The organism is uncultured Brevundimonas sp., from assembly GCF_963977465.1.
Classification (GTDB): domain Bacteria; phylum Pseudomonadota; class Alphaproteobacteria; order Caulobacterales; family Caulobacteraceae; genus Brevundimonas.
Window position 1 is genome coordinate 455,188 of the sequence record NZ_CAXBOQ010000001.1, and the last position, 18,268, is coordinate 473,455.

General features: G+C 67.4%; 13 protein-coding genes and 3 tRNA genes. 12 read left to right on the forward strand and 4 right to left on the reverse strand.

All coding sequences use genetic code 11. The annotated features are described in order from the left end of the window. The first annotated feature begins 50 nt into the window (after positions 1-50). The 9 genes from glpX to AAC067_RS02515 all read left to right on the forward strand — a co-directional run bounded on the left by glpX (position 51) and on the right by AAC067_RS02515 (position 9,823). Positions 51-1,007, forward strand: a complete 957-nt coding sequence (glpX, locus tag AAC067_RS02475; protein WP_339929188.1) for a class II fructose-bisphosphatase — start codon at positions 51-53, stop codon at positions 1,005-1,007. Further along, on the forward strand, positions 1,007-2,821 hold the full coding sequence (recJ, locus tag AAC067_RS02480) for a single-stranded-DNA-specific exonuclease RecJ (RefSeq protein ID WP_339929190.1): 1,815 nt from the start codon (positions 1,007-1,009) through the stop codon (positions 2,819-2,821). Before glpX ends, recJ begins: the two co-directional genes overlap by 1 nt. Positions 2,822-2,911: 90 nt before the next feature. Further along, positions 2,912-2,986: transfer RNA gene (locus tag AAC067_RS02485), tRNA-Glu, on the forward strand. A 225-nt stretch (positions 2,987-3,211) separates the two neighbouring features. Beyond that, positions 3,212-3,784 (forward strand): cold-shock protein, encoded by a 573-nt coding sequence (locus AAC067_RS02490; protein WP_339929192.1) that lies wholly within the window; start codon positions 3,212-3,214, stop codon positions 3,782-3,784. Between the two features lie 24 nt (positions 3,785-3,808). Then, positions 3,809-4,297, forward strand: a complete 489-nt coding sequence (locus tag AAC067_RS02495) for a DUF192 domain-containing protein (RefSeq protein WP_339929194.1) — start codon at positions 3,809-3,811, stop codon at positions 4,295-4,297. Between the two features lie 51 nt (positions 4,298-4,348). Continuing rightward, positions 4,349-4,425: transfer RNA gene (locus tag AAC067_RS02500), tRNA-Pro, on the forward strand. Between the two features lie 97 nt (positions 4,426-4,522). Continuing rightward, positions 4,523-4,828, forward strand: coding sequence for an ETC complex I subunit (locus AAC067_RS02505; protein WP_339929196.1), 306 nt, complete (start codon positions 4,523-4,525; stop codon positions 4,826-4,828). Between the two features lie 45 nt (positions 4,829-4,873). Continuing rightward, a tRNA-Arg gene (locus tag AAC067_RS02510) sits at positions 4,874-4,950 on the forward strand. A 601-nt stretch (positions 4,951-5,551) separates the two neighbouring features. Then, the gene (locus AAC067_RS02515; RefSeq protein WP_339929198.1) at positions 5,552-9,823 is read left to right on the forward strand and encodes a putative Ig domain-containing protein; all 4,272 of its coding nucleotides are present in this window, start codon (positions 5,552-5,554) and stop codon (positions 9,821-9,823) included. A gap of 124 nt (positions 9,824-9,947) precedes the next feature. Here the strand turns inward: AAC067_RS02515 and metC are convergent, their stop codons facing one another. Beyond that, the gene (metC, locus tag AAC067_RS02520; protein ID WP_339929200.1) at positions 9,948-11,120 is read right to left on the reverse strand and encodes a cystathionine beta-lyase; all 1,173 of its coding nucleotides are present in this window, start codon (positions 11,118-11,120) and stop codon (positions 9,948-9,950) included. A gap of 59 nt (positions 11,121-11,179) precedes the next feature. On the opposite strand from metC, the gene AAC067_RS02525 reads away from it, so the two are divergent. Together AAC067_RS02525 and AAC067_RS02530 are read left to right on the forward strand one after the other, a co-directional pair. Next, entirely contained in the window at positions 11,180-12,340 is a 1,161-nt protein-coding gene (locus AAC067_RS02525; RefSeq protein WP_339929202.1) for an amino acid ABC transporter substrate-binding protein, read from the forward strand. Between the two features lie 32 nt (positions 12,341-12,372). After that, a complete protein-coding gene (locus AAC067_RS02530) occupies positions 12,373-13,695 on the forward strand; it encodes a dicarboxylate/amino acid:cation symporter (protein WP_339929204.1) in 1,323 nt (440 codons plus the stop codon). Here AAC067_RS02530 and sseA read toward each other — a convergent pair. The 3 genes from sseA to AAC067_RS02545 are packed head-to-tail and all read right to left on the reverse strand — an operon-like array spanning position 13,692 to position 17,284. Further along, a complete protein-coding gene (gene sseA, locus AAC067_RS02535; RefSeq protein ID WP_339929206.1) occupies positions 13,692-14,540 on the reverse strand; it encodes a 3-mercaptopyruvate sulfurtransferase in 849 nt (282 codons plus the stop codon). The two genes, AAC067_RS02530 and sseA, sit on opposite strands and share 4 nt — an antisense overlap. A gap of 17 nt (positions 14,541-14,557) precedes the next feature. Further along, complete coding sequence (locus AAC067_RS02540) at positions 14,558-15,778, reverse strand: cyclopropane-fatty-acyl-phospholipid synthase family protein (protein WP_339929208.1); 1,221 nt, start codon at positions 15,776-15,778, stop codon at positions 14,558-14,560. Positions 15,779-15,802: 24 nt separating this feature from the next. Next, positions 15,803-17,284: a deoxyribodipyrimidine photo-lyase gene (locus tag AAC067_RS02545; RefSeq protein ID WP_339929210.1), complete on the reverse strand. Its 1,482-nt coding sequence runs from the start codon at positions 17,282-17,284 to the stop codon at positions 15,803-15,805. 110 nt (positions 17,285-17,394) lie between these two features. On the opposite strand from AAC067_RS02545, the gene kdsA reads away from it, so the two are divergent. Beyond that, positions 17,395-18,258: a 3-deoxy-8-phosphooctulonate synthase gene (gene kdsA, locus AAC067_RS02550; protein WP_339929212.1), complete on the forward strand. Its 864-nt coding sequence runs from the start codon at positions 17,395-17,397 to the stop codon at positions 18,256-18,258. Positions 18,259-18,268 lie beyond the last annotated feature (10 nt).

Below are 18,268 nucleotides of genomic sequence, written 5' to 3' on the forward strand. Positions count from 1 at the left end.
CCCTCACCCGGACACCAGAATCCGGAGATTATCGTTTCAGGAGTTCACCCATGGCTGATCAGGCCCCCTATTCCTCGACCCTCGCCGCCGACGCGGCCCGGGTGACCGAACTGGCGGCCATCGCCTCCTACGCCGGCATCGGTCGGGGCGATGAGAAGGCCGCCGATCAGCTGGCCGTGGACGCGATGCGTACAGCGCTGAATGCGCTGGCCATCGACGGCAAGATCGTCATCGGCGAAGGCGAGCGTGACGAAGCCCCGATGCTGTACATCGGCGAGAAGGTCGGCACCGGCAAAGGCCCGGCCATCGATATCGCCCTCGATCCGCTGGAAGGCACGACCCTGACGGCCAAGGCCATGGCCAACGCCCTGTGCGTGCTGTCGATGTCGCCGGGTGGCGGCATGCTGCACGCGCCCGACACCTATATGGACAAGATCGCGATCGGACCGGGCTTTGCACCGGGCACCGTCGATCTGGACATGACACCTCAGGACAATGTCCGCTCGCTGGCCTCGGCCAAGGGCGTCAGCCCCTCCGAGATCACCGTCTGCGTCATGGACCGGCCGCGCCACGCCGAACTGATCGCCGCCCTGCGCGAGGTCGGGGCCAAGGTGGTGCTGATCACCGACGGCGACGTGGCCGGGGTGATCCACACGGCCGAGCCCGAGACCGGCATCGACCTGTATCTGGGTTCGGGCGGAGCCCCCGAAGGCGTGCTGGCGGCCTCGGCGCTGAAATGCGTCGGCGGCCATTTCCAGGGCCGGCTGATCTTCCGCAACGACGACGAGCGCGCCCGGGCCCGCAAGACCGGCGTCACCGATTTCGACCGCAAATACGATCTGCACGAACTGGTGTCCAAGGATGCCATCTTCGCCGCCACCGGTGTGACCAAGGGGGCCATGCTGGACGGGGTCAGAATGCACGACGGTTTCGTCACGACCCATACGCTGGTGATGGATTCCAGCACCCGCACGGTGCAGCGTATCCGCACGACGCGGCCCGTCTGATGGCTGACGGCGGGCCCGTTTCGGCCGCCGAACCCGCCTTTCTTGGGGTGACCCGCTCGCTGTCCGGTCGGGTCTGGCGTCAGCGGCCGGCCGAGGCCGCGACCATCCGCGCCCATATGCAGACGCTGGAGCTGGAGGAACCGCTGGCCCGCGCCCTCGCGGCCCGCGGCGTGCGCGCCGACCAGGGGGCCGATTTTCTGGCCCCGACGCTGAAGGCGCTGTTTCCCGACCCGTCCAGCTTCATGGACATGGACGCCGCCGCCGCCGCGATCCTTGACGCCATCCAGGCCGGCGCGTCGGTGCATGTATTCGCCGACTATGACGTCGATGGAGCCTCCAGCGCTGCCCTGCTGGTGCGCTGGTTCCGGGCCCTCGGCGTCGACCTGCCGATCTATGTGCCGGACCGGATTACCGAGGGCTACGGACCCAGCCCGCGGGCCTTCGACACCCTGAAAGCCGCCGGAGCCGAACTGGTCATCACGGTCGATTGCGGTGCGGCCGCCAATGAGGCCGTGGCCCATGCCTCGGATATCGGGCTGAAGGTCGTGGTCATCGACCATCACATGATGCGCGAGCATCCGCCGGTCTGCGCCGCCGTGGTCAATCCCAACCGGCCCGGCTGCAATTCGGGGCAGGGCAATCTGGCGGCGGCGGGGGTGGTGTTCGTGCTGCTGGCGGCACTGAACCGCGAGGGTCGGGCCCGCAATCTGTTCACCGACCGACCGGAACCGGACATCCGTCAGTGGCTGGATCTGGCGGCCATGGGAGCGATCTGTGACGTCACCGGCCTGACCGGCTTCAACCGGGCCCTAACCAGCCTCGGCCTGAAGGTCATGTCCGAGTGGCGCAATCCGGGGCTGAAGGCCCTGCTGGCCGCGGCTGGAGCCGAGGAAGGCCCGGCCAAGAGCAATCACGCCGGCTTCATCCTCGGGCCCCGCATCAATGCCGGAGGGCGGATCGGCAAGTCCGACCTCGGGGCCCGACTGCTGTCGACTGACGATCCGGCCGAGGCGGCGTCCCTGGCCCAGGAACTGGACGCGCTGAACATCGCGCGCCGCGAGGTCGAGCGCGAGGTCACCGATCAGGCCCAGCGCCGGGTCGAGGCCACCGGAGCCCACGCCGACGGCTCGGCCGTGGTGGTCATCGCCGGCGACGACTGGCACCCGGGCGTGGTCGGCATCGTCGCCGGTCGCCTGCGCGAACGCTGGCGCAAGCCGGTCGTGGTCATCGGCGTCGATGCGATCAACGGCATCGGCAAGGGCTCGGGGCGGTCCCAGCCCGGCATGAATCTGGGCAAGGCCGTGCAGGCCGCGTGGGAGGCGGGGCGGCTGATCGCCGGCGGCGGCCACGCCATGGCCGCGGGACTGACGGTGCGCGCAGACGCCATCGACGCCCTGCGCGACTTTCTCAATGACCGGATGATCGGCGAACAGGCCGGAGCGGATGTTCTGGACCGGGTCGAGCTGGACGCCCTGATCGAACCGGGCGCCGCCAGCCGGGCCCTGTTTGAACAATTCGAACGCCTGGCCCCGTTCGGCCCGGCCAATCCCGAGCCCCTGTTCGCGCTGCAAGGCGTGCTGGCCCGTGACTCGGTGGCGATGAACGGTGGCCATGTCCGCTGTCGTCTGGTCGGGGCCGACGGGGCCTCGGTCAAGGCCATCGCCTGGCGCTGCGCCGACCTGCCGGGCGGCAAGGCCTTGCTGGCGGGGCAGGGCGGTTTGTGCGTCGCCGGTCGTCTGAAGGCCGATGACTGGAACGGCCGTCGCGGCGTGCAATTCGAGATCGAGGACATCGCCGACCCACGCATGGGCTGACCGAACGCGGCAAAAAAACCTTTGCGGACCCGTAGACTTGGGCTTGCACGACCCGGAATCGGCGGCTATATCGCCCGCTCTCCGCGCAGTGGTCCCTTCGTCTATCGGTTAGGACGTCAGGTTTTCAACCTGAAGAGAGGGGTTCGACTCCCCTAGGGACTACCACGCGGAGCTTCCCCAAATTCCCGGGCCATGCCGCCCCCTCGACCGGCGCGCGAACAGGTCCGGCCTGTTTATTGCCGGGCCCGGCGCAAAGTGGCCCCGGACGTGAAATTTCGTTCTGCCTGAGGCTGTATTGGCAGTGAAATACTCGTTTTTCCCTTTTCAGGCGTTCAACGAACCGTGTTAGTATATGCCCTGTCTGCGACAAACGTGGACCGGGGAGACGTGGTGGCCGAATACGAAGACTCCGATACTCACGCGGTTGTCCGTGTGACAGGCCGGATTAAGTGGTTCGATCCCGGCAAGGGGTACGGCTTTATCGTTCCTGATGACCCGGACCTGACCGGACTCAAGGACGTGCTGCTCCACATCTCCAGTCTGCGTGACCGCGGGCTCGACGTCGCCCCCGAGGGCGCGCCGATCGTCTGCGACTGCGTCTGCCGTGCCAAGGGCTGGCAGGTCGCCGAGGTGGTCGAGGTGGGCGATGCGCCGCCGGCCGGCAGTGGGCCTTCCGTGCCGAGATCCGGTTATGACGGCCTGCGATCCTATAATGCGCCGCACCCGGCAACGGGCGAATCGAACCCGGCCGGTCCGATGGAGATGGCGGTCGTAAAATGGTTCAATCGCACCAAGGGCTACGGTTTCGTGGTGCGCAACGGCGAGCCAGGCGATATCTTCGTCCACGTAGAGACGCTGCGGCGCTGTGGTCTGGATGATCTCCTGCCCGGCGAGACGGTGGCTGTGCGATTCGCCGACGGTCCCAAGGGACTGGTGGTCGCGGAAATCAAACCGGGCGACTGATCTCGCCCCGGAGGGCGTAACGAGATGTCCAGTCGACGTATGATCCTGACCGGCATGTTGGCGGCGGTGCTTCTGGCCCCGCTGTTTGGGTGTGCCGGAGCCCAGACGCCCAAGGACGCCACCGGGCGGCCGCTGGAGCCCCTGACCGTCATCACCGCCAGCGGCACCCACAAATTCATGGTCGAGATCGCCGACGAGGAGCCCGAGCGCCAGCGTGGCATGATGTTCCGCGAGCCGCTGGCCGACGACCGCGGCATGTTGTTCGAATTCCCGGATGTGGCCGAGCGGGGCTTCTGGATGCGCAACACCCCCAGTTCGCTGGACATCATCTACATCGACCCCCGTGGCCGGATCGTCTCGATCGCCAGCCACGCCGTACCCTTTTCCGAACAGGTCATCCCCTCGAACGGCGCGGCCAGCGGGGTTCTGGAACTGCGCGCCGGACGGGCCGGAGAGATCGGGGCCAGGGCGGGCGACCAGGTCCAGCACAAATTCTTCCAACCCGGGAGCTGATCACGCGTTGCGGCGGGCCGGGGTCCGTGGCAAGAGACGCCTCCGCCGGTTCGGGGTGTGGCGCAGCCTGGTAGCGCATCTGGTTTGGGACCAGAGGGTCGGAGGTTCGAATCCTCTCGCCCCGACCATCGGTGCCCCGGGTCTCTGGACCCCGGGGGAAGGAACGACTATCCCGGCCGCGAGCGGACGTGTGCGCCGCGAGCGACCCATCCTGGAGACCCGGCCATGCTGGCGCGCATCTATCGACCCGCGAAGACCGCGATGCAGTCCGGCAAGGCCAGAACCCGTAGCTGGCGGCTGGAGTTTGCACCGGCCTCGGCCCGCACCATCGATCCCCTGATGGGCTGGACCAGCTCCACCGACATGAACGGTCAGGTCCGGCTGGATTTCGACACCAGCGAAGAGGCGGTCGCCTATGCCGAGCGCTACGGCATCCCGTTCCGTCTTCAGGAACCGCAGGAGCCGCCGGTCATCATCAAGACCTACGCCGACAATTTCGCCACCGCGCGCAAACAGCCCTGGACCCACTGAGGCCGCTGCAACGTCGTCCGGCACTTCCCTCGGCCCTGGCCGCAGGCGCCCATAGCTCAACCGGATAGAGCACCCGCCTTCTAAGCGGACGGTTGCAGGTTCGAGTCCTGCTGGGCGCGCCAGGGTTCAAGGGGGCCTGGTCACGTCAGTTTTACACCGCCAGGCGGGTGCTTCAGCTGAAGCTGACTATCCGAATGTCCGCTATGGGGGGAAAGATGACGCGATGTTTGGCTCAGGCCAGCCCGTCGCGCGTCACCGTCGCGCGTCAGACATCCCAGGACCTTTGTTGATGTTGAGTGAGAACGGGGGGTCGGGTAAGTGGCTGAATATTAGTCCATTATGTCCCGCTGCTTACTAGACCTGACACTAACCTTCCGACCAGAAAAGTGCATTTGGGTGAATTCTGTTGCATTGAACAAATCTCCATTTTAACGTGATATTAAGATCTAGCTTGGGCATGAAGACTTGATATCTCCACTAAAGGCAAACTAGAGCCTGCGCCTCGTGCATTGTGCAAAATAGCCAGTGCGCCGGGCGTCTGCGACGCGCGACCGCAACAATGCGACCGCGCCGGACGACCGGGGGGTTGCCGTAATGTTGACTGGTCTGAAACGCGCTTGCGCGACGCCTGCTCGCCGCCCTGCTCCGGGACGGGAGCATGCGACCAAGCCAGGATGGTTTTGGTGCCTCGTTCTGCCCGCCTTGGCTTGGCTGTTGCTCGCCATGAGCGCAGGTTCGGCGCTGGCCCAGGCTCCCGCGGTGACCGCCCTGGGGCCCGATACCGGCTCCGTCTCGGGCGGCACCACCGTAACGATTGACGGTGCCTTCTTCACCGGCGCAACCGCGGTGAATTTCGGCGGCGTCCCGGCCGCTAGCTTTGTCGTGAGCAGCGATAATGCGATTGACGCGGTGAGCCCGGCTGGAACTGGAACAGTAGATGTCACCGTGACATCCCCGGGCGGCACGAGCGCTTCCGCGGGTACGGAGAACGACTATTTCTACACCACGCAACCAATAAGAAGGGCCGGGTATGGCGGCAATACGTCGGCCCTGGGCGGCGGCGCGCCCGTCACCTTCATCGGTGAGAACCTTTCCTCGGCGACCGTCACTGTGGGGGGAGTGCCCGCGACCGTCACCTTCAACAGCGACACCCAAATAACCATCAGTCCGCCCGGCGGACCGCCAGGATACGCGGACACCACGATCACCACGCCGTTCGGTTCGATCACCTTCGGGTTCGCGGTGAATTACATTCAGCCGGTGACGCTGAGCGCGGCGCTTTCCACGCCGTCAATCGGCATAGGGGGTACGAGCCGTCTGACATTTACGATGACGAAGTTCGACAGCTTCGGTCATTTCGCGCTCAAGTTCGCGACCGCGCTGCCCAGCGGGGTGGAAGTCGCCGCCACGCCAAACGCAGCCTCCACGACCTGCACAGGCGTAAGCTTCGCCCCCTCCGCCGGCGCGACCACGATCGCGCTGACGGATGGCGCATTCTCCGGTGCGAGTTCCTGTACTTTCAGTGTCGACGTCACCGCCACGACACCCGGAACGAAGACGATAACGCCAGGGGACGTGTCGCCGCCCGAGTCCAACTGGGGAGGCGTCATCGCGGGCGTCGCCGGCTCGCCCGTCGTGCTCAATGTCAGCGGCGGCGCCCCGGTGGTGACCGCGATCAGCCCGACGTCCGGGCCGACGACCGGGGGAACAACCGTCGTCATCACCGGGTCGGACTTCACCGGTGCGACAGCCGTCACTTTTGGCGTCAATCCTAGTTCGGGTCTCACCATCGACAGTGACACCCAGATCACGGTGGTCTCGCCCGCCGGAACGGGGACGGTCGACGTCACGATCACGACCGGTGGGGGGACCAGCTCCGTCAACGCGGCGGACCAATTCACCTACATAGCCGCACCGCTGACCATCACCTCGATCACGCCTCCTTCAGGCGCCACCGTCAGCCCGGCCGCGGTCACCATCGTCGGTACGAACTTCAGCGCCAGCGGCAATATCGTCACCTTCGACGGCGCCGCGGGATCCGTCACGAGCGAAAGCGCGACGTCGATCACCATCACGCCGCCCGATCATGGCGCGGGAGCGGTAGACGTGATCGTGACCAATACTCTCAGTCAGTCCGCCTCGGTGACCAGCGGATACACCTATATCGCGCCGCCGTTGGCCAACGCCGTCAGCGCGACGGTTGGGTTTGGCAGTTCGAACAATCCGATCGGCCTGAACATCACCGGTGGAACGCCGACCAGCGTCGCCACACCGGGCCTGCCGTCGCAAGGGACGGTCTCAATATCGGGGCTCAGCATCACCTACACGCCCACGGCCGGCTACTCCGGGCCCGACAGCTTCACCTACACCGCGACCAATGCCGGCGGGACCTCGGCTCCGGCGACGGTGAGTCTGACCGTGACCCCGGTCCTGGCGGTCGTTCCCGCGTCGCTCCCCAACGGCGTCAATGGCGCGGCCTACACCACAACCATCAGCGCCACGGGCGGCACGGGCGCGGGCTACACCTTCGCGGTGACCTCTGGCTCACCTCCCGGCGGCCTGACGCTCGCGGCCGGTGGAGACTTGACGGGCACGCCCAATGCGGCCGGAAGCTCGACCTTCACGGTCACGGTCACCGACAGCGTCGGCGACACCGCCGCGCGCGCCTACACCCTGGTGATCAACCCGGGCGCGGTTCTGACGGTGAACCCGGCCAGCCTGTCCAACGGAACCAACGGCACGGCCTATAACGAAACCATCAGCGCCACCGGCGGCACGGGGATCGGCCAAACCTTCGCCGTGACCTCGGGCTCGCTTCCGGGCGGCCTGACGCTCGCGGCGGGCGGCGGTCTCAGCGGCACGCCCAATGCGGCGGGCAGCTCGACCTTCACGGTCACGGCCACCGACAGCGCCGGCAACACCGGTCTGCGTACCTACACCGTTGTGATCAGCCCGGGCGTGGTGGTGACGGTGAACCCTTCCAGCCTGTCCAACGGAACCAACAGCACGGCCTACAGCGCGACCCTCAGCGCCACGGGCGGCACGGGAACCGGCTACACCTTCGCGGTGACCTCGGGCTCGCTTCCGGGCGGCCTGACGCTTTCGACCGGCGGCGGTCTCAGCGGCACGCCCAATGCGGCGGGCAGCTCGACCTTCACGGTCACGGCCACCGACAGCGCCGGCAACATCGGCCTGCGCGCCTACATCCTGGTTATCAGCCCGGGCGCAGTGCTGACCGTGAACCCGGCCAGCCTTCCGAACGGAACCAACGGCACGGCCTATAACGCGACTATCGGTGCCACGGGCGGCACAGGCGCGGGCTATACCTTCGCGGTAAGCGCGGGTTCGCTTCCCGGTGGCCTGACGCTCGCGGCTGGCGGCGGTTTGACGGGCACGCCGAATGCGGCGGGCAGTTCGACCTTTACGGTCACGGCCACCGACAGCGCGGGCAACACCGGTCTGCGTGCCTACACCCTGGTGATCAGCCCGGGCGCGGTGCTGACGGTGAACCCGGCCAGCCTTCCGAACGGAACCAACGGCACGGCCTACAACGCGACCATTATCGCCACCGGCGGCACGGGCGCGGGCTACACCTTCGCCGTGACCTCTGGCTCGCTTCCCGGCGGCCTGACGCTCGCGGCGGGCGGCGATCTCAGCGGCACGCCCAACGCGGCCGGAACCTCGACCTTCACGGTCACGGCCACCGACAGCGCCGGCAACACCGGCGTCCGCATCTACACCCTGGTGATCAATCCAGGCGCGGTGCTGACGATTAATCCCGCGACCTTGCCGGCGGGCCACGACAGGGTCGCCTACAACCAGACCCTGACGGCAACGGGCGGCGCCGGGACGGGCTATACCTATAGCGTCACGGTCGGAGCCCTGCCTTCGGGCCTGACCCTCAGCACCGCCGGTTCGCTCAGCGGCACGCCGCAGGGCCATGGAACCTTCACCTTCACGGTGCGGGTTCAGGACAGCGCCGGTAACTTCGGAATCCGGGCCTACACCCTGGTGATCGTGGCCCGGCCGGACCCCTCGCTCGACCCGCAGGTGAGAGAGATGATCGGGGCGCAGTTCAATATGAGCCAGCGCTTCGCCGAGACCCAGATCAGCAACGTCTCGCGCCACATCGAGGGCCTGGGTGCCGGCTGCCAGCTTGACATCGACGACCCCACCCGCTGCCGCGACCTCGGCATCACCTTCTGGATGGCGGCGGCTTCCGACCGCTCTCGTCGCTTCAGTCAGGACACCTCAACGCTTTCGGCGACGATCGGCGTGGACTATTGGCTGTCCCCCCACGCGGTCATCGGCCTCGCCGGCGGTCTCGCCTCCAATGACCAGAGCATCGGGACCGTTGGATCGCGTCTGAACGGTGACGCCCGCACGGTCTCCGCCTACGCCAACGCCGCTCTGTTCCCGGGCTTCAACGTCTCCGGCCTGTATGGCTGGGGTACGCAGTCCGCCTCGCTGGATCGTCGGGTGACCGCGGACGGCTCGATGGTCACCGGCGACCGTGACGGCGCCCTGCAGTTCGGCTCGATCGGCATGAGCCTGGACCGCCGGGTCGGCGAACTGTCGATCCTGCCCTATGCCCGGATCGATTACGTCAAGATCGACCTTGACCCCTATGCGGAGCGGGGCGCGTCCATCTACGCCCTGAGCTACGAGGGCTCCGACCGCGACATCACCTCGTTGGTGGCGGGCATGCGGGTCACCCTGCCGCCGTCGAGCATCGGCGAGCCCTTCGTGCGGATCGAGACTCGCAGTCGCGATCTGGGCGGCTTCGACCAGTGGATGAGCTACGCCGACAATCCGGTCGATCGCTACCGGGTGCAGGACGCGGGCGGCAGAGATCAGGTGTGGTCGGGCGGCGTCGGCACGGAAGTCCGAATGGGCCTTGGCTTCCTTCGGCTTGAGACCGGCTTCTCAGGCATCTCCGACGGCTCGTTCCAAGGCCTTGGAGTGCGGGCGGAGTACAAGATTTCTGCTTTCTAAGGTTCGAGATGGAAGCCGGTCGGCATTCAATGTCCGCAATGGGTCGAAAGCGGTCATTCGTTGCCGCACGGAAAGCAGACCTGCGACAACACGCCGGAAATCCGACCCGGGCCTCGGTGGTGGATCAGACTTGCCGGGCGCGCCAGGTCGCGAATCCCCGTTCCAGATCGGCGATCAGATCAGCGGGGTCCTCCAGGCCGATATGCAGCCGTATCAGCGGACCGGCGAGGGTGGGCGGGTTCAGGCGATAGGCCAGCTGCGAGGTCTCGTGGGTGATCAGGCTCTCGAACCCGCCCCACGAAAAGCCCAGCCCGAACAGGGTCAGGGAATCGAGCAGGGCGTCGGCGGCGGTCAGCGAGCCGCCTTTCAGCACCACACCGAGGATCGAGGCCGCCCCGTCATAGTCGCGCCGCCACAGATCATGACCGACCGAGCCGGGCAGGGGTGGGTACATGACACCTGCGACCTCGGGCCGGGCCTGCAGCCATTCCGCCACCTGCAGGGCCGAACGGCCCTGTTCGCCATAGCGCAGCGGCAGGGTGCGCAGACCGCGCAGGGCCAGCCAGGCGTCGTCGGGCGAGACGCGCCAGCCCAGGTCTTCCAGTGTTTCGGCAATCGGGCGGCCGACCACGGGATCAGTAACCGCGATCGACCCCATCAGCAGATCCGAATGGCCGGCGACATATTTGGTCACCGCCTGCACACTGACGTCGACACCCTGGGCCAGCGGGCGAAAGGCGAGGCCGGCAGCCCAGGTATTGTCCATCACCGTCAGCACGCCGCGCGCCCGGCAGGCCGCAGCCAGGGCGGCGACGTCCTGGAATTCGAACGTCAGGGAGGCCGGCGATTCGATCAGCAGCACACGGGTGCTGTCCGTCAGGGCAGCGACCACTGCGTCGGCGGAGGCCCCGGCCTCGTGGAAGCGGGTGCTGACACCGCGAGCCGTCATGTGCCGCGTCAGGAACCGGCGACTGGGGCCGTAGACGGCGTCCGTGGTCAGAACCTCGTCACCGGGCCGGGTCAGGGCGGTGATCGGCACGGTCACGGCGGCCAGGCCTGAGGGCACCAGGCCGGTCCAGCTCGCCCCTTCCAGATCCGACAGGGCGGCGCGCAGCTCGCTGGCAGCCCCCAGATCCTCGATACCGTAGACCGGGACGGGTCCCGGTTCCCGCATCAGGGCGGCGCTGTCGTTCAGCAGGGTCGAGCCGCGCTCGATCGGCGGATTGACGGGGCGACGCCCGCCACCGCGCCGGGTCGCGCCGGCGATAAGTCGGGTACGGTCAGATTGCGAAGCCATGACGGTCAGATTGCCCGAACGGGTTGCGATTGCCTCGCCAAGAGCCTCTAAAGTGCGACATGGTGCAAGACCCTGACGGCCAGGGTCATGTGCGGGACGGCGAGGCGCGGATGAGCATGAAGGCGATCTGGCGAGCGGCAACGACGGTGTCCCTTTGTCTGGCTGTCGCCGCCTGCGGTCGGGACCGGACGCCGGACGAGACGCTGCCCGAGGGCAACCAGAATCCCGCGCCGCGAACCACCACGGTCGAACCGATCGTCAGCCCGACCCTGCAGACCATCAAGCGGCGTGGCCGTCTGAACTGCGGCGTTCATGAGGGACTGGTCGGGTTCGCCTATACCGACAACCGCGGCCAGTGGCGCGGGTTCGACGTCGACTTCTGCCGGGCGATGGCGGCGGCCATCTTCAATGACGCCAATGCGGTGCGGTTCGTGCCCCTGGCCATCGGCCAGCGTTTCGCGGCGCTCAACGACGGCCGGATTGACGTCCTGTGGCGCAACAGTTCCTGGACCATGACCCGTGACGCCGGCGAGGGTCTGAGTTTCGCCGGGATCAACTATTTCGACGGTCAGGGCTTCATGGTGCGGCGGGCCCTGACCCTGAACAGCGCGGTCGAGCTGAAGGGGGCCCGTGTCTGCGTCCAGGCCGGTTCGACGTCAGAGCTCAATGCCGCCGACTATTTCCGCTCGCGCGGCATCGATTACCAGCCGGTGGTCCTGCCCAGTGAGGAGGCCGCACGCCAGGCCTATGCGCGCGAGGACTGCGACGCCCTGACCGCCGACATCTCGGCCCTGGCGGCCACGCGCACCACCCTGTCGAACCCGGAGCAACACGCCATCCTGCCGGATGTCATCTCCAAGGAGGCCCTGGGCCCGGTGGTGCGGCGCGGCGACGAACAATGGACCGCCATCGTGCGCTGGACCCTGGACGCGGTGATCCTGGCCGAAGAGCTTGGCGTGACCAAGGCCACCGTGGCCGCCCAGGCCCGCGACTCGACCGATCCCCGTGTGCGCCGCCTGCTGGGCGTCGAAGGCGAATATGGCCCGATGCTGGGCCTGTCCGACGTCTGGGCGCGCAATGCCATCAGCGCCGTGGGCAACTACGGCGAAATCTTCAATCGCAATCTGGGTGACGATTCCGCACTCGACCTGGCGCGCGGCTTGAATGCACAATGGAATGCGCGACCCGGCGGGCTGATCTACGCCCTGCCGATTCGATAGACGCCACTCAAGAGCGCCCCGGGGGACTACCAATGGACACGATCAAACGCGGCAAGCTACCGCTTCACTGGCTGATGCTGATCGGCTTCGTCGTCGGGCTCGGGGGCGGGCTGTTCGTCAACCTGACCGTCGGCGCCGACACCGGCTGGGTCCAGTGGCTGACCTCGAACATCACCGGCCCGGCGGGTCAGATCTTCCTGCGCCTGCTGTTCATGCTGGTCATCCCCCTGCTGTTCTCGGCCCTGGTGGTCGGGGTGGCCGAGATGGGCGACCTCAAGGCGCTGGGTCGGGCCGGCACCAAGACCCTGATGCTGACCGTCGTCGTCTCCAGTATCGCCGTGCTGATCGGCATCGCCATGGTCAACATCTTCCGGCCGGGCGACGGCGTCGATCCGCTGCTGGCCCAGAGACTGCTCGAAGAGGGCGCGGCCGGGGCGGCCAATATCGTCGGCAATGCGCCCAAGTCCGTCGAGCTGGGCCAGTTCTTCCTCGACCTGATTCCGTCCAACGTCTTCACCGCCGCCTCGCAGAACCAGATCCTGCCGGTGATGGTGTTCGCCCTGCTGTTCGGCATCGGCCTGGTGATGGCCAAGAGCCGTTCGACGGACCGGCTGCAGGAGGTGATCGAAGGCATCTTCGAAGTGACGATGAAGCTGATCAACCTGGTCATCAAACTGGCCCCGATCGCCATCGCCTGCCTGATGTTCAACCTGGCAGCCCTGTTCGGCTGGGAACTGCTGGTCCGGCTGGCCGCCTATGTTGGCGTGGCTGTGGGGGCCATGCTGATCCACATGTTCGTCGTCTATCCGATCGTCGTCTGGGGCCTGGGTGGCATGTCGCCGGTCAAATTCTTCAGCGCCGTGCGCGAACCGATGGTCGTGGCCTTTTCGACCGCCTCATCCAACGCCAGCCTGCCGGTGGCGCTGCGCGCCGCCGAGTTCGAGCTTAAGTTGCCGCGCAAGATCGCCCGCTTCGTCCTGACCGTCGGGGCCACTGCCAACCAGAACGGCACGGCCCTGTTCGAGGGGGTGACGGTGCTGTTCCTGGCCCAGTTCTTCAACGTCGACCTGACCATCACCCAGCAGGTGGTGGTCATGCTGGTCTGTATCCTCGGTGGCATCGGCACCGCCGGCGTACCCGCCGGCTCCCTGCCGGTGGTGGCCATGATCCTGGTCATGGTGGGCGTGCCGGCCGAGGGCATCGGTCTGATCCTGGGCGTCGACCGCTTCCTCGACATGTGCCGCACCACACTGAACGTCACCGGCGATCTGGTGCTGGCCACGGTGGTGTCGCGCGGCGAGAGCGACGACATCGTGCCCGAGGGTCTGGCCGAGCCGGTCGCCCCGCCGCCCTAATGCTCCGGAGGGGTGGTCTCGATCGCCGTGTCGGCGCGACCGCCCCATTCGGCCCAGCTGCCGTCATAGAGGCGGGACGGGCGGTCGAGGACCGCCAGCCCCAACGACAGGACAGCGGCGGTGACGCCACTGCCGCAGCTGGTGATCACCGGGCGTTCAAGATCGATCCCGGCCATACGAAAGGCCGCTTCCAGCGCTGCGCCGCGCTTCATCGTCGAGTCCGGCGTCAGGATGTCGGCGAAGGGCAGGTTGCAGGCCCCCGGCATATGACCCCCGCGCAGGCCGGGGCGAGGCTCCGGGGCGGTGCCGGCGAAGCGACCGGCCGAGCGGGCGTCCAGCACCTGAACCCCGGCGTCTGCCGCTGCCGCCACATCCCCCCGATCGGCCACGGCATCGGCATCGAGTCGGGCTCGGAATCGGCCGGGCGTCGGCGGCGAGCGTGGCCCGGCTTCCAACGGCCCGCCGGCCGCGCGCCAGGCAGGCAGCCCACCGTCCAGCACGCGCACCCGCGCCGCGCCGAACGTCCGGAACATCCACCAGATGCGCGCGGCCGACACCAGGCCGAGGGCGTCATAGACGACGATGTCATCCTGATCGCCGATCCCCAGCGCCGAAACATGCGTGGCAAAGGCTGCGGCCGCCGGCAGCATGTGGGGCAGGGGGTCGGAGCCGTCCGACCCGGCCTCCAGATCAAAGAAGACGGCCCCGGGAATCCGTGCCCGCTCGAAATCGATCCGTCCGTCGCGCCCGTCCAGATGCCAGCTGGCGTCGACGACCCGAAGATCTGGGCGACCCAGCAGGGACTTGAGCTCGGCGGCGGCAATCAGGGGCGAGGACTGGGTCATGGCCGAATCCTACACCCTCAGGTCCGGTTCAGCGCCAGCTGGATCACATCGGTTCGCCCCGAACGGAAGCCGGCCTCGCAATAGGCGAGGTAGAAGCGCCACAGACGGCGGAAGCGCTCATCAAAGCCGCCCATGCGCCGGATGTCGGGCCAGGCGGCCTGAAAACGCCGGTCCCACAGGGCCAGAGTGTCGGCATAGTCGCTGCCGAAGCGTTCGACCGCCTGCCAGTCCAGACCCGCCTGGGCGATCACCGGCCGCAGCCGGTCCTCCGACGGCAGCATGCCACCCGGGAAGACGTATTTCTGGATGAAGTCCGTGCGGCTGTTGTAGTCCTCGAACAGGGCGTCCTGGATGGTGATGATCTGCAGGCCGGCGCGACCGCCGGGGACCAGAATTTCGCGGATCTTGTCGAAATAGGCGGGCCAGTATTCCTTGCCGACCGCCTCGAACATTTCAATCGACGCGACCCGGTCGAACCGGCCCTCGACATCCCGGTAGTCGAGCATGCGAATGTCGGTGCGGTCGGCCAGACCGGCCTCGAACAGGCGACGACGCGCGAAATCATGCTGTTCCTGCGAGATGGTCACGCCGGTGACATGGGCCCCGATCTCGCGCGCCGCATATTCGGCGAACCCGCCCCAGCCGCAGCCGATTTCCAGCACCGTCTGGCCGGGCTGCAGGTCCATCATCCGGGCGAGCGCCGCGTATTTGCGGGTCTGGGCCGCCGCCAGATCGTGGTCCGGCGCCGCGAACCGGGCCGAGGAATAGGTCATCGTCGGGTCCAGCCACGCGGCATAGAAGGCATTGCCCAGGTCATAGTGGGCATGGATGTTCTTGCGTGAGCCGCTGCGGCTGTTGCGCCGCCGTCGGTGCGACAGCTGGTTGATCACGCGCATGACCGGATTGCCGTCGACCACCTGCCGGATGTGGTCATAGTTGGCGGCGATCGACTCCAGCAGCACGGCCAGATGCGGGGTTTCCCACTCACCGGCCATATGCCCCTCGGCAAAGCCGATATCGCCGCTGGCCAGCACCCGACGGGCAAAGCGATAGTCGCGCACATCGAGAATGGCCGACGGACCGGGACGGCCGCCTTCGAGTTGATGGACCTCACCGTTCGGCAACTGCACCGACAGCCGGCCGAAGGTCCAGTTGGCGGCCAGCAACCGCAGCAGCAGACCAAAGCCGCGCGGGGTGCGGGCGGCCACGGCCGACACCTCTGCCGTAACGGCGGTCATGCGCGGCACCCGGCAGCGGTCCGCTCAGTCATCGGCGTCACGCGCCCGGCTGACGGTACGCAGGGCCTCCAGCGCCCGGAGCCGGGCCTCGGCATGATCGACGATCGGCCGGGGGTAGTGGTGGCCCAGCCGGACCCCGGCGTGGCGCAGAATTTCTGGCGGGGCGGTCCACGGCGCGTGGAGCCAGCGGTCGGGCATCTGCCGAAGCTCGGGGACCCATGTCCGGACATAACGACCGTCTGCATCAAATTTCTCGCCTTGTGTGACCGGATTGAACACGCGGAAATACGGGGCGGCATCGGCTCCGGATCCAGCGATCCACTGCCAATTCTGAATATTGTTGCCCGGATCGGCATCCACAAGGGTTTCCCAGAACCAGCGTTCGCCCGCGCGCCAGTCGATCAGCAGGTCCTTCACCAGGAAGGAAGCGACGATCATGCGCACACGATTATGCATCCAGCCGGTCGTCCACAGCTGGCGCATACCGGCGTCGACGATGGGAAATCCCGTGCGACCGGCCTGCCAGGCGGCAAGGCCCGCGGGGTCATCGCGCCAGGGCATGGCGTCGTAATCCGGTCGGAAGGCTCTATCGGCCATGGCCGGAAATTGATGGAGCAGATGGGCCGAGAAATCGCGCCAGCCCAACTCGGCGACGAATTTGCCCGCCTCCGCCCCGGGGACCCGACCGTCGGCCGCCGCGGCGCGGGCCGCAGCCACCGCGCGCCACGGGCTCAGCTCGCCGAAATGCAGATGTGGCGACAGGCGACTGGTGCCCGAAGCCGCCGGAATGTCGCGGTCGCGGCTGTAGGTCCGGAGTCCGCCGGCAACAAAGGCTTCCAGCGCCGCAATGGCCCCGGCCTCACCCGGTAACCCGGCGAAGCCTGCAGCCCAGTCCGGGCGTGTCGGTTTCAGCGCCCAGTCGTCCAGGGAGTCGGAGGCCAGCCCCTGAACGCCCGGAATGATCGCCGGCAAGGGTGTGGGCGGCGGCGGCTCGGCTCCGGCCAGCAGGGTCTTCAGAAAGGGGGTGAACACCTTGTAGGGCCCGCCGCTGCCGGTCAGCACCGACCCCGGCCGGGCCAGCAGCGATCCGTTGAAGCCGCGACAGTCGACGCCCTCGGCCTTCAGCCCGTGGGCGATGTCGGCATCCCGGGTCCACGCCTCGGGCTCGAACAGCCGGTTCAGGAACACCGTTTCGGCCCCGGTCTCGGCGATCAGGCGGCGCAGCTCGGCCTCGGAGTCGCCGCAACGCAGGATCAAGGGCGCGCCCCGACCCGCGAGATCGGCGGCCAGGGCCCGCAACGACCCGTCCAACCACCACAGGGACGCGGCCCCGGTCCGACGCACCCGGCCGCCGTCGTCATGGATATACACCGGCACGACCGGACGGCCGGTCGCCATGGCGTGGTTCAGGGCCGGATTGTCGGCCAGTCGCAGGTCGCGGCGAAACCAGACAATGACGGGGGTGTCGCGGCGGGCCGTCTCGGTGGTCACAGGGTCGATCTCCATGGTAGCTTGCGCCCAGTTACGGCTGACGCCACCTGATGGCCGCATAGACCCGTCATCGACCCAGCGTCACAAACCCCATTCAGTTGCCCCTTCGCTCGAAAGTCCCGCCCGTGAGCCGACCCAACGCCATCATCACCCTGTCCGAAGGCCTGAAGCGGCCGGTCGTCATCGGCGGCGGCAACCGCATTGCCTTCATCGCCGGCCCCTGCCAGCTGGAGAGCCGCCAGCACGCGCTGGAGATGGCCCATGCCCTGAAGGAGATCGGCGAGCGGCTGAATGTCGGCATCATCTACAAGACCAGTTTCGACAAGGCCAACCGTACCTCGGCCAGTGCCGCGCGTGGTCTTGGGCTGAAGGACTCCCTGCCGATCTTCGCCGAGATCCGCGAGGTCACCGGCCTGCCGGTGCTGACCGACGTCCATTCCGAAAGCCAGGCCATCGAGGCCGCCCAGGCCGTCGACGTGCTGCAGATCCCGGCCTTCCTGTGTCGCCAGACCGATCTGCTGCTGGCCGCCGCCGCCACCGGCAAGGTGATCAACATCAAGAAGGGTCAGTTCCTGGCTCCGTGGGACATGAAGAACGTCATCGCCAAGGTGGCCGGGGCCGGCAATCCCAATGTCATGGCCTGCGAGCGGGGCACCAGCTTCGGCTACAACACCCTGGTCAGCGACATGCGGGGCCTGCCGGTCATGCGCGAGATCGGCTGTCCGGTGGTGTTCGATGCGACCCACAGCGTGCAGCAGCCGGGTGGGCAGGGCACCTCGTCGGGCGGTCAGCGCGAGTTCGTGCCGGTGCTGGCACGGGCCGCCGTGGCCGTGGGCGTCGACGCCGTGTTCATGGAAACCCACCAGGACCCGGACAATGCCCCGTCGGACGGCCCCAATATGGTGCCGCTGCACCAGTTCGAGGCCCTGTGCGCCGAGCTGCTCGCCTTCGACGATCTGGCCAAGGCCGTGATGGCCAAGGCCGGGTGAATCCGGTAGC